8 protein-coding genes and 1 tRNA gene are annotated in these 12,503 nt (G+C 56.7%); 5 read left to right on the top strand and 4 right to left on the bottom strand.

All coding sequences use genetic code 11. From position 1 onward, the window contains the following. Positions 1 to 314: 314 nt before the first annotated feature. Positions 315 to 1,133, top strand: a complete 819-nt coding sequence (locus AC1D34_RS14415; RefSeq protein WP_476824578.1) for a tyrosine-type recombinase/integrase — start codon at positions 315 to 317, stop codon at positions 1,131 to 1,133. Between the two features lie 157 nt (positions 1,134 to 1,290). Here the strand turns inward: AC1D34_RS14415 and AC1D34_RS14410 are convergent, their stop codons facing one another. Further along, positions 1,291 to 2,535: a hypothetical protein gene (locus AC1D34_RS14410; protein WP_476824577.1), complete on the bottom strand. Its 1,245-nt coding sequence runs from the start codon at positions 2,533 to 2,535 to the stop codon at positions 1,291 to 1,293. Positions 2,536 to 3,178: 643 nt separating this feature from the next. Then, a complete protein-coding gene (locus tag AC1D34_RS14405) occupies positions 3,179 to 5,386 on the bottom strand; it encodes a hypothetical protein (protein ID WP_476824576.1) in 2,208 nt (735 codons plus the stop codon). A 1,013-nt stretch (positions 5,387 to 6,399) separates the two neighbouring features. Between AC1D34_RS14405 and AC1D34_RS14400 the strand changes: the two genes are divergently transcribed. Beyond that, positions 6,400 to 7,077: a recombinase family protein gene (locus tag AC1D34_RS14400; protein WP_476824575.1), complete on the top strand. Its 678-nt coding sequence runs from the start codon at positions 6,400 to 6,402 to the stop codon at positions 7,075 to 7,077. A gap of 670 nt (positions 7,078 to 7,747) precedes the next feature. Here the strand turns inward: AC1D34_RS14400 and AC1D34_RS14395 are convergent. Next, on the bottom strand, positions 7,748 to 8,743 hold the full coding sequence (locus tag AC1D34_RS14395) for a DUF4062 domain-containing protein (RefSeq protein WP_476824574.1): 996 nt from the start codon (positions 8,741 to 8,743) through the stop codon (positions 7,748 to 7,750). Between the two features lie 477 nt (positions 8,744 to 9,220). Here AC1D34_RS14395 and AC1D34_RS14390 point away from each other — a divergent pair. The 3 genes from AC1D34_RS14390 (at position 9,221) to AC1D34_RS14380 (ending at position 11,077) form a co-directional block, all read left to right on the top strand. Then, a tRNA-Leu gene (locus tag AC1D34_RS14390) sits at positions 9,221 to 9,307 on the top strand. Positions 9,308 to 9,966: 659 nt separating this feature from the next. Then, complete coding sequence (locus AC1D34_RS14385; protein ID WP_476824573.1) at positions 9,967 to 10,200, top strand: hypothetical protein; 234 nt, start codon at positions 9,967 to 9,969, stop codon at positions 10,198 to 10,200. Between the two features lie 16 nt (positions 10,201 to 10,216). Further along, the gene (locus tag AC1D34_RS14380) at positions 10,217 to 11,077 is read left to right on the top strand and encodes a tyrosine-type recombinase/integrase (RefSeq protein WP_476824572.1); all 861 of its coding nucleotides are present in this window, start codon (positions 10,217 to 10,219) and stop codon (positions 11,075 to 11,077) included. Positions 11,078 to 11,986: 909 nt separating this feature from the next. On the opposite strand, the gene AC1D34_RS14375 is transcribed toward AC1D34_RS14380, so the two are convergent. Then, positions 11,987 to 12,364, bottom strand: coding sequence for a hypothetical protein (locus AC1D34_RS14375; protein ID WP_476824571.1), 378 nt, complete (start codon positions 12,362 to 12,364; stop codon positions 11,987 to 11,989). Between the last annotated feature and the right edge of the window lie 139 nt (positions 12,365 to 12,503).

Genomic DNA, 12,503 nt, shown 5'->3' with positions numbered 1-12,503 from the left:
GCCAACTTGCAGCCCTCTACTCATGCGTCCGCAATGGTGCTGTGAAGCCAGAGGAAGCCCAAGGAGCGCTTGTGGTGCCATGGACAACCCAAAGGCCTGAAAGCCCTCAGCGGGCATCCCAGAGTCCTGGGGCCCCCTCACCTTCTCCCCCCAAGGAAAAGGTCACGCTCACGGGCATCTTTGCGGACTGGTGGGGGGAAGCACGGGCCGTAGGCAGGAAGCCAAGCACCCATGAGAGCTACAGTAACACCACGAATAGCTTCATCGCCTTCCTAGGACGCGACGATGCAACGCAAGTGACGCCTGAGCATGTCGTGGCTTTCAAGGACCACAGACTGGCCACCGTTAACCCGAGGACCAACAGGCCCATCTCGGCAAAGACCGTGAAGGATAGTGATCTATCGGCCCTCAAGACCCTATTCGGATGGGCAGTGAGCAATCGACGCCTCACCAGCAATCCGGCTGAAGGCATCACGATCAAGCTCGGCAAGCGCAGGATGGCACGCCCTAAGGGCTTCACCGATGATGAGGCTCAAGCCCTCCTCAAGGCTGCTGATGCACTCAGGCAAGGCAATGAGCAGCCAAAGACCTTCGCGGCCAAGCGGTGGATTCCATGGCTGTGCGCTTACACAGGCGCTCGCGTTGGCGAACTAGCTCAGCTTCGCAAAGAGGATGTGCGGAAGGCTGGCAACCATTGGGTGATTCATATCAGCCCCGAGGCCGGGACAGTGAAGACCGATCAGGCGCGGGACGTTGTGATGCATGAGCATCTCGCGGCCAAAGGCTTCCCGGAGTTCGCCCAGGGCAGCAAAGCGGGGCACTTGTTCCTCACGCCTGCCAAGAAGGACGGTGACGTTCTAGGGCCGCTCCAGGGCCTCAAGAACCGCCTAGCGGAGACAGCACGAGAAACCGTGAAGGACCCTCGTGTGATGCCGAACCACGGATGGCGACATCGCTTCAAGACCGTGGCCCGCTCAGTTGGCATGGATAGTCGCGTGGTCGATGCGATCCAAGGGCACGCTGCGAGGACTGCCGGTGATGATTACGGTGATGTGACCGTGGATGCCATGGCTCTAGCCATCGCGAAGTTCCCGAGACAGCTTGCGATGGATGAGGAAGCCAAGGGAGCTTAAGGGCTCCTAAGGTCCCGCACGGTTGAGCAATCGACCACACGCAACAATCTCTCAGATCTAAACTTTTTGACGCAACAATATTACAATTTGCATGGAGCCCCTGAGCATTCCACATCGGCGCCAATGGGAAGCCCAGGGGCTCCTGTGTTTCCTTTGATCAGGCCGCTAGAGCGGTGATCGTCTCTGCCTCTTCAGCCGATACAGGCTTATMCCACAGCCAATCCTTCAGTAGACTCCTCATGCGCTCTGAGGGGATAAACACCGTGATTGGCTCGCCATCTCTAATTTGAGAACGCCATATCCATTGAAGCATCTCAGAGAGAGCAAAGGCGCTTTGGTCCATGGCTATACCCCTATCCTCAAAGTAGGCCTTAACGTATGGATGGGGAAACATGTTGCAGAGATAGGCTAGAGACTTCTTTTCCTTATAGTCGTTGGTAGCCTTGGCGTTACATGGGATGAATCCACGGGAGTATCGAGAGCCCTTCAACTTTCCCTTTACAGAGCTATAAGTGGTCCAGGCATTGTCCTCCGACACAGTCTTGGCCACAGACTTGAAGAAATACTCTGTGCTCGCCTTTAGCCTCTCAAGCTGTGTATCGGTTCTGCCCTTGAACCATTGCGATGAGAACGGATTGCTTCGCCCAACACGCCTTCCAACGTCATTCAAAGGCCCCTCATAGATCGTGATAAGGCTCCTCAGGTGCTCCTTCAGGCGAGCCTCTTCCTCCCTGTCGGTAAAAGCCACTACCCTTTGGTTCCGCAGGGTCTTGAGTTCGTATTCCAGCCCTTCCGCTTGCAAGTAGGAAGCCATGGGGGAGCCACGAAAGAGGTATGTCAGGACAATCACATCCTCAAATGCACGAATGAACTCTGAGGGAAACTCCCAGATCAGAACCTTGTCTCTAACGAACACAAGGTTCCCGTTGTCGCAGAGGCGTTTGATGTGGTCGAATTTACCCACGTAGTTCTTGTGAGCTTCGTTATTCCATCGAATCTTCCGCGACTCCTTATCGACATAGATCATGCCCTTATCGATGAGCAAACTACGATCAGAGGCCGAAAGCTCCTCAAAGAGAGCCACACACTCCAAGGTCTCATCTATGACCAGAGTGTATCCTTGCTCCTTTATCTTCGCGCACATCTCATGAGTGAGAAGCTTAAAGAGCGAGTGGGTGGTGCAAATGTTCTCACCACGATCTATGAGTTTATCAAGATGGTAGAGCTTCCGACCATCGATAGGCTGAGGATTACGGAACTCAAGTCTAGGGCACTTGTCGGTGATACGATCCACCTCACTGAGCAATGGAGCCACATAGATAAACTTAGGCATGGAGTGATCTTCATTATCGAAGCTCAATGACACGGCCTTTGAGTGGGTATGATTGATGCGCTCGATCATGTATGAGGTCTTTCCAGAACCCATGATAGAGTCAATTATGGTGATCAATGTTTAGTCCTTCCAAACATGGCTTATTTGGATCGATTTGAATGCTTAACGATAGCTGTGATGACCACAGAGCGGTCTGGAAGCATCAAATGATGAGAAATGATCTTCTTAAGGAGGGGGTTATAATAAAATACCCCCTATCATTGGCCCCTTAAGGCCCTCTAATTCTTTAGATCTTCCTTTTAAGGATCGATCCAAAAAGCCATTATGTTTCAATGAGTTATTTTGCTTCAGTCCAAGTTCTAAGAGCTTGAAACTGTACTTGGGTCACGATGCGTTGTGGCCTAGCTCAATATGACCTCAGGCCGCATGACACCCAAGGTAGACTTTCAAGAGCTCATCAAGAAGCACTGCATTGCTTGGTGTCCCTCCCATGTCCTGTGATGCKTTGTTCTGAGCCTGCTTAAGGCGTTCCCGGCTCTGTCCATTGGCTCGCACATAGAAGCCATAGAACGGGGTGTTCTCATCGATCCCACGAGGGTTCTTGAAGCGCTTAGTAATCATGTTCGTCATCCTGTTTGAGTTCATAAGAAAAGAGCCACTTGGATTGCTATTGCTCCAAGAGGCCCATGTGTTCGCTTATTTCTTGTGGTTCTTAGTCCCTGTATGTGGCCCTCAGGCCCGCCTCATGCTTGAGGTAAACATCCCAAGCCTGAGACCTTTGGCCCCAAGGAAGCTCATTGATCGCGTCCTCAACGTAGGACTTAGCTTCCTCCCATGACCTAGCCTGAAGATTCAGCTTATTGACCAATGATCGGGCAACGCCCGCATGATCCCCAGCGATAGATTCGAGACCATCGCCAAAGTTAGCTCTGGTGTTCATGTGAGCCCTTGTCTTGGCTGTGTACCGATCAACGCTGACAATCGTTTCTCTGGGGCGCTCCACAGAGTAACCCCGATGATCTATGCGAATGGTCCGTGGATCAATGCGCTCTCCAGAATCCTTGATAGCCTCACTGGCGGCCTCGGAAGCCTCTGAACTACCCTTGCCTGCCTGACGCGCTCGTTGGGCCTGTACGGCTTCCTGGGCGACCCTCTGGACAGCCTCCAGACCCGTAGCGCCCTCATGTGCCGCCAAGGCGCTCTCAGGAGGAAGTCTCGCTGGGATGGGTAACGCGGCCTCATCCAACATCGGAGACCCAACAGGCCGAAGGGGAACACCCCCACTACCGTCCGCGCCAAAGCGGCTAGTGAACTCGTGAACAGGGTTGCGACTGCCAGTGATGGCATCGACCGTACGCGCAGCTCCGTAGATACCGCCCTGGAGCGCCATAGCCTTCGCTAGAGCTGCGGGAGCCACGAGTGCCCTCGCCATCTCCAATTCGCTCCCAAGACCAATGATTGCCGCAGCGCCTCCGATGGCTCTCTTCGTGGGGTTCCTGGCCCAACTAGCAGGATTTATTGTGTCCTCCATGAGTGGCGAGGAGGAGACACCCCCGGCGAAATAACCATCCTCAAAGCGCCCCTTGGCCTTCAGGCTATTCAGAGCACTGCGTTCCTCAAGCTTCTCGATGTAGCGCTTCCCAAGGGCCGATGAGCCCAACGCATCCCGCAGTTGCCCGAGGCGATCCATCGAAATGGTTTCCCCATTGCTGAGCAGCACCTCAGCGGTATCCATCGCCTCTCGATGCCTACTGCTCTCCTCTCGCCCAAGCATGGTACGAAGGTCCTTCCGTGCTCGGCCAGTTTCTCCGCTCAGGGCTTCCTCAGCGACCGTGACCGCCTTGAATGCCCCCTCAGGATCGCGAGGCTCGATGCCCAGCCTGTTGAACCTATCTGCCAGTCTCCCGGCCACCACAGGGTCCATATCGCTGTATCGGACGGCATTGGTGATATCGCCCGCGCCCCTGACGCCTCGCACGGAAGCGCCCATAGCCCCTGAGGACGCAGCGGCCCCCAGCATCTCATGAGGATCGATGGTCAGGCCCTTATCCGTGCCTGCCGTCACTCCGACCTGATCAACCAGATTGCCCACAGCGCCGGCCAATGCATCCACAGCGCCCGCCTTGGCGACTTGCCCCGGTATCTGAGAGATAGCCGCAAGGCCTGCACCCTTGGTCACTCCCGAGATCGCGGGGTTGATTCCAACCTTGTTCATGTACGCCTGGAGAGCCGCAGAGCCCCCAGCCGCGACATAGTCCGTGACAGAGGCAGGCTTGCCCCCATTGTTCTCCACGCGGACATCCATGGACGGGCCGAAGGATCGTGAGGCACTCGAAGCCATGAACCCCGCAGGACCAGCAAGCGCACCAGCACCAAGGTCAATCGCAAGGCCAGGAGCGCCCTCAAGGATCGTGCGAGGCAGATAGCCCCATCCGAACCCACCAGCGCCCGCGTCTTTCCCTTGAGGATAATAGAAGCCCTGAGAGGCGGGTTTGTAGTTCTCGGGAACGATGGACTTGCCAAAGTCAGCGATAGCCTCACCGGCTGTCTTAGCCGTATCGAGGCCCGAGGCCTCACCAAGCCAGTGAGCCGTGCGACCAACGCCTACAGCAGCGTTAGCAGCACCGTATTGTAGAGCCTTGCGGGACTTCTCAAGTGCGCCCTCGCTGTCCTGCGGGGAAGCCGTTGGTGGCGAATGTAGCTCATGTGGTGCGGTAGATATGCCATCAACTAGCCGCTTGACGCTGACGCCTTCGCTTAGCAGGCGGTCAACATCTCCACTGTTGTGAGGGGCGTACGTGCGATAACCACTAAGAATATCATCATCCGATACGCCTTCTTGTCGTAGCCTATTGATATCATCAGCCATCGATGAGTGGCCCGTATTTGTGTCATTCATGGTCTTATTGTCTTTCTCCATCGTTGGGTTTGTTATTGGGTGAGCTTTCCGCTCAGTTCCTCCCGAGGACCACACGACAAACAAAAAAGAGCCCGCGATTGCTCGCGAGCCCTTGAGGTCGTGGGTATCTTTGGGCGGCTTCGGACCGCCTTCTCTCTATAGGGCACCAAAATCGCGCCGGAGCGGGCTCAAGTGATTGGTGTTATTGGTAAATCAGCGAAACATTCCGAGAGCCCGGACAGCTGACGATGCCCAGAGGCCTAAGACAGGGGAACCAATGAAAGCACCTACGCCCCGAGCGCCCCGGAGCACGATCCACGAGACAGCCTCTCTTAAGTGAGGCAGCGAGAGGCCTCTGGAGTCATAAGCCCCTGAGAGCACTATGGATTCGCCGGAACTTTCGACGGTCCTGAAATTCGCGCTCTGAGTGCGCTTCCGAACACTTGAGAGGGCCCTGAGAAGCCTGCGCCATCTCTGTAGTGGTTCCAAAATGGGCCGAAACGGTCCTAAGCCCTTGGGAAATACAAAGGATTTCGGCGGGAAATGTCGAGCGCCCGGCATCTCCTGCTGGGCTCTGACAGCTTATGCGGCCCTCTCATATAAGTCCTGAATCAACCGCTCAAGGGTATCCAATCGCTGATGCAATGATTCAACCGTAAGTTCTCTATCTTCGATATCAGTTTCTACTTGGTCAGACGCCGTGCCTAGCTTCTCGCTGATCTCAGCTACTGCCTCACTCGATTCCCTAATTATGTCATCAAACCTAGATATGTCTCGCGATATAGATTCAATCATGCTTTTAATCTGTCTTACGTCAGACTTTGAAGYATTACCGCTCAATCGCTCCAAGGTGTAAATCTGAATGACCACTACGATAGCAAAACCTATAAAAATGGAATCTTGAAGACTCATCATCTGCCCCCGCAGCCTTTTCTTGATCGTACACGTCGGCTCGGCTGAAATTCAAGTTGATTTACCCTCGCGAGTAAYGTATCGTTTGTGTCAACGTTCGTAGACAGAGATGAGATACGCAGATGGCCCATAGTCGCTTCGTTGCCTACTACCGGGTTTCCACAGACAAGCAGGGCAAGAGTGGCCTTGGCCTTGAGGCCCAAAAGGAGGCTGTCCGCCAGCACCTCAATGGAGGTCAGTGGTCGCTGGCTGCTGAGTTCACAGAGGTTGAGAGCGGCAAGGACAACGGGCGTCCCGAGCTTCAAAAGGCCATCAGGGCCGCAAAGCTCTATGGGGCTAAGCTGATCATCGCCAAGCTGGACCGTCTGGCCCGCAACGTCGCCTTCGTCAGCAATCTCATGGAGAGCGGCGTTGAGTTCGTCGCTGTGGACTTCCCCCAGGCCAATCGCCTYACGATCCACATTCTGGCCGCTGTAGCTGAGCACGAAGCTTCCATGATCTCGCAGCGGACCAAGGCTGCCCTCGCAGCTGCGAAGGCTCGTGGAACGAAACTAGGCGGGAACCGTGGTGCTGTGATCGACCATGAGGCTCGCAAGGCCTCGGTGGCCGTCAGAAGCGGCAAGGCCAAGGATAGGGCCTCTCACATCCTCCCCATCATTGAGGAGCTTAAGGCCTCTGGCATCATGTCCCTTGGCGCTATCGCTCGGGAGCTTACGGCTCGCAGCGTCCCCACGGCGCGGGGACTGACCGCATGGACCTCTGCCGGTGTGTCTCGTGTGCTGGAGAAGGCTATCGCCTAATGTCCCAATGCCCTTGAGCCACCCAAGGCCCCATGCTCCCAATCAGGCACGTGCCTAACCCCAGGCTCGGGCTAACCACAGTCCGCCACTAGCTTCCGCTAGGCCGCTTGAGGAACTTAGGGTCCCCTTTTGGGTCCCTCCAGCGAGCAATTCGATCCCCCAACGAAATATAGGGTCTTCAAAAAAGGGGCTAAAGGTCTCGTGGTGTTGTTAGGCCTTGCCGTGCAGTGTCAATGAATTCTGGGACCCACTGACTGGCACATGGCGACGTAATACATACGAATAGCTATAGGTTGCGGGCAAGAATCGACCGTGCGACTCATGTTTCGCCGGATCGTACGGCCTCTCAAGGACTGCCGCCTATGACCACATCAATCACTGATATCTATGTCTCTCATGCCAGTGGCTCGCTAACTCTCCAAGGGGCCACACATGCGGCCATTGAACTATTGAGGGGTCACTACGCCCTAACCAACGGAACCACGGCCCATGTGGCTCTTGAGTCTGCTGAGGAGGCATTTGCTCTCATCGATGCAGCGGGACTCCAAACGCTGACCTTCTGAGCAACGGCAAGCACCGGGGGGCCTGAGGATATCTATGGGCCTTTGAGCCTCCCGGTACTGTTACTAATTCTAGGCCGAGCGTGCCCACACTTCGGAAGAGCAGATCGTCAGGCTTTCCGTGTGACCATGCCCTCCATGAATACGGCTCTGCCCCTTTCGGTTAACGAAAGAAATTCTGCTGAGCCACCTTGTGTAGTTTGAGAAACATATGCCTTTATGAGTCCTAGAGCCACAAGTTGAACTTTTATCTTTACCTTATCGGTGTCATCTAGTGAATACGGTTCATATCCAATGCTTGCTTCTTTGGCAGCTTCTTTGAATGCCAATAATATAATACCGTCAGTCTTCGGTGTATCTAGCTTTGACGCAATAGACAAAAACAGAAATCGCCATTTTATAGCAGCAGTCCTGTTTGAATGTCTATAATCACCAGCGCGACCGTATCTAGTTTCATACCGGATAATTGCATCATCATCCAGCCCGGCTATTCCGCTCACATCGATAGAGGTTTGCGATTTGAATTTCGAAAGTTGATCCTTTAAAGTACCGTTCTCAGTAAGCAAAGCGTTCACTTGTTCAATCAATGAATCCTTTGCAGCAACGTTTGCTCGAATCCAACCGACCTGAGGATTAGAATTAAACGCGTGGATGAGTGATTTTAATACAAGGGGCTCAAGGCTCTGTCTCGTAGACCATTCGCGCACAAGCCGTCCGGTCATTACCTTCTTTCTAAATTCCGCGAGAGCCGAAACTAATTCAGGCTTGACATCGCTCTTCCCAACCGGAATCGACTGAAGATCGCTATGAACAAATGCTAGAACGGTCTTTCCCGAAACGACCGCGTAATCATACTCACGTTCGGTGTAGCTTATTCCACCGGCATCTAACGAACCGTATCGCCCACCAATAATGAGAATATAATAATCACATTCATCTATAACCTTCTTAATGTAATCAATCTGATCAAAATCGGCGGCCGGAAATAGTTCCATGCCAGCCGGAATATGATTCAAGTCTAGGATATTTCGAATGGCGTCCTGGCGTTCATCAGCTAAATCGTGAAATGTTGAGGACACGAAAATCTGATACTTCTTATCAGACACAATTTACCCCCGGTGTAGGCCAAGCCATAATGGAATCGGATAAGCGCTAGGTGTTCGGTGACTCGATTCCGCCTTCACCATAGCGCGGCTCAAAGGCACTGCGCCATGGATATGCTTCCTTTGGGCACCGGCACTCTCAGTTAGTCCTCCACCCCGATGCACCCCGCCTACGCCGCATCGATCCATTAGGGCAAAGCGAACTTCGCCAGTTTCTCCGCGACAGCTTCGTGCCTCAGGTGCGTGTAGCGGCTCAGCATCCGGTAAAGCCCTGATGGCCACAGATGATGCATGCGGCTTCTCCGATGTAGCGCGAAGCATGGAGCCACGGGAGCCCTCAAGCCCTATTGACGCTGTGGTATCCGACCGGTGTAGAAAGGACACAGCGGCAGGCTTCTGGCGCGTAAGGAAACTCAGTGGTCCAAGTAGCCGCCTAGGACGTTGACAGCCTCCATCCGCCCCCGTAAACGAACCGCCGTTGCCCAGGTGGCGGAATTGGTAGACGCACCAGCTTCAGGTGCTGGCGCTCGCAAGGGCGTGGAGGTTCGAGTCCTCTCCTGGGCACCACTCTTCCTTGAGGACTACCAACCTCAAGGACTTAGGCCTTCGCAGAGTGGTGCGCTTATGCGACCGTGTAACAACGGTGTGCATCAATGCTCTTCAGGCTTGTACGGTCGGTGAAGCGGTCCGGCTCTTCCCAGCTCCAATTTACGCAGCGGATTCCCGCCGATGTGCTGCCCCGAGCGGGTGGCCTTAAGCTCTCGATTCCAATGGGCGGCGGTGAGTTTCACCACCTCACGATCAGCCCAAAAGCTCAGGCCGTCCGCTTCTCCTTGCGGACCCGAGACCCCAGCGCTGGAAAGGTGCGGCACGGCACAGCGGCAGCCTTTCTCGAATCGGTCTGGCAGAGCCTCCGTGCATCCAAGCCACTCGTCTTAAACCACAGGCTAGCTACCGCTCTGGCTGGAGAGCTTTACCGTGCATGGGCCTCTGAGCGACCCCAAGAGCGGACCACCGCAATTGTCCTCAGGCACGACCGGTCCGGGTGGGACAGGGAATACGTAGAGCCGGCAGAGGAAACGGCAGGCTTCAATGCCATCGTAGCCAAGCTCAAGGCCCTCCATGATGTGGCAGACCCCGCAGAGCTGGAACCAGTCGTCGGGCCCCTCGTGGATCGCCTGCGACTGGCGCGGGGCGTGGCAGCGGTGGAGCCGCACTCGCGGTCTTTGCTGTTAGGCGCCTTCGTGCTGGCCCTGAGCGATGCCTTCGAGAATCGCGCCAGGAATGCCACTGGCGACTATTCCCCGGATGCCAAGGCGCAGCGTTTCCCCGAGTGGGCAGAGGCGCCGGCCGCCCTCCCCGTGCCCACTCCCACCGCAACCGGCAAGGTCTCCCTTAAGGGTCTGGTTGAAAGCTGGTGGAAGGAGGAAGGCGACGGGCCGAAAGCTCAGCACCTATGAGAGCTACCGCAACACGATGGGGGCGCTCGTAGCTTACCTCGGGCACGATGACGCGGCCCGGCTGACGCCGGAGAATGTTGTCGGTTTCAAAGACCACCGCCTCTCCAGCACACATCCCAAGACCAAGAAGCCGATCTCGGCCAAGACCGTGAAGGATAGCGATCTGGCCGGCCTCAAGACTGTCTTTGGGTGGGCCGTAACGAATCGGCGTATGGCGTCCAACCCGGCCACCGGTATCACCATCAAGCTCGGCAAGCCCAAGAAGCTGCGATCCAAGGGTTTTACGGAAGAAGAAGCAGCCGCCCTCCTCCGCGCCGCCCGCGCCTACCGGAACCAAGAGGAGACGCCGAAGACTGCTGCTGCCAAGCGCTGGGTCCCGTGGCTCTGTGCCTACACGGGGGCACGTGTCGGAGAACTGGCGCAACTCCGTAAGCAGGACCTCCGCCAAGAGGCCGGGCATTGGGTCATCCACATCACGCCCGAGGCCGGCACCGTGAAGACCGACGAAGCGCGGGACGTGGTGCTCCACCAAGTGCTGGTGGATGAGGGGTTTGTGCAATTCGTGAAGGATGCGCCGAGTGGTCACCTCTTCCTGCGAATCGGCAAGGAGGGGGAAGTCCGTGGGCCGCTTCGGGGTCTAAAGAATCGCCTCGCGGAATTCGCTCGGGAAACCGTGAAGGACCTGCGCGTGATGCCGAATCATGGTTGGCGGCACCGCTTCAAGACGGTCGCGCGGTCGGTCGGCATAGATAGCCGCATCGTGGATGCCACCCAAGGGCACGCGCCGAGAACTGCGGGAGACGACTACGGGGACGTGACGGTGGCTGCGATGGCGCTGGCGATGGGGAAATTCCCCCGCATTGATTCGGAGGGCTGACCCGATGCGCTCCCTTATCGAATTCGCCGCAGCACTAGCCCTTCTCCCCATCGCCGGGTGCTTCGTGCTCGGGGCGGGCTACGCGCTCTTCAGCCTGCCGGAAATCGCTGGAGCCTTATACAATCCGGGCCAGTAGGCGGTTACATCCGAAATCAACCTTTCGGGCCTGCGGTAACGGCGTTTTTGAAGACAACCATCTGGCGCGAACCTTCCCGCAGCGATGACGCATGAAGTGTGTGCGGTGCGACGGTTGACCACCTCGCGCCACCCTCATGCTCAGCATCGAGATTCGAGCGGAGAGGCAGGCGATGAGCCGCACGGTTATCCTGACAGCGCTGTTTCAGACCATCCCGTCTGTGACTAGCCTGACGCAGCTAGTGGCGTTTCTGGTCGCGTGCTTTTTGGCCAACGGCGCCGTGAGCAAGCGTCGATGAGCCATCGAGCAAAAAGAGGGGCGGAGCCCCGAGCACTACGCCCAAATCCCCGCCCCGTGTTTGCTATTGTCCCCCCAGGTTCACCCCGAAGGCCTTTCCGATGCCTCCGAGCTGGTCCATCATCTTCTGAGCAACTGCCCGTGGCGATATCAGCCGCCGCAGGGCTGAGGGGGACGGAGCGGGCATCGGAGTGAATCAGTGCTTCCCCATCGGCGGGCACAATGTCTCCGAAGTGAGGAGCCGGCATCTGGCCCGCCATGAGGGCGTCGAAGTCCTCCACGGTCATGCCGTTGACGCTGATTGCGGGTGGAGCGGCAGGTTGAGGGGCGGAGGCAGACTGAGCAGTATCGCCAGCGGCCATGCGGGGCCGAACTCCTCGGGGGGAATGGGGTGGTGCTCCAAGCAAAAATAAGCCCGGCCTCCTTGCGGGGGACCGGGCGTGAACGCGGGGAAATGCGGTGGTGGGGTGTCAGTGTCAGCTGGCCTTGCGGTAGACCGCATCAAGGAGCGCGAAGGCCCGCCTTAGGACCGCCTCGTACCCGGCGTCAGTCACCGCGATGTGGGAGTGCCGCTGGTTACCCCGGTAGATCGACAGGGATTTCACGATGGCCTGCTTCCGGTCGCTGCCGGGGGTGCGGGACGGCTTGTGCCCCTCTGCCCCGTACTTCGCCACCTTCACCTTGGCGGTCCACACTGGGTCCTGGCTGCGGAAGTCTGTGCGCCGACCGGAAGGCTCGTGCTGTTTGACCACCTCCCCGGTGTCAACGGCGGCCGGATTCCAGGCCACTTGGGCGGAGCAAAACCAGGCCAGCGCTGGCGATGTGAGACGATCACCTTCACCTTGGCGGTCCACACTGGGTCCTGGCTGCGGAAGTCTGTGCGCCGACCGGAAGGCTCGTGCTGTTTGACCACCTCCCCGGTGTCAACGGCGGCCGGATTCCAGGCCACTTGGGCGGAGCAAAACCAGGCCAGCGCTGGCGATGTGAGACGAT

It is taken from the genome of Allobosea sp. P1_A7 (genome assembly GCF_056406775.1).
This window is presented reverse-complemented; position numbering and strand designations above follow the sequence as displayed.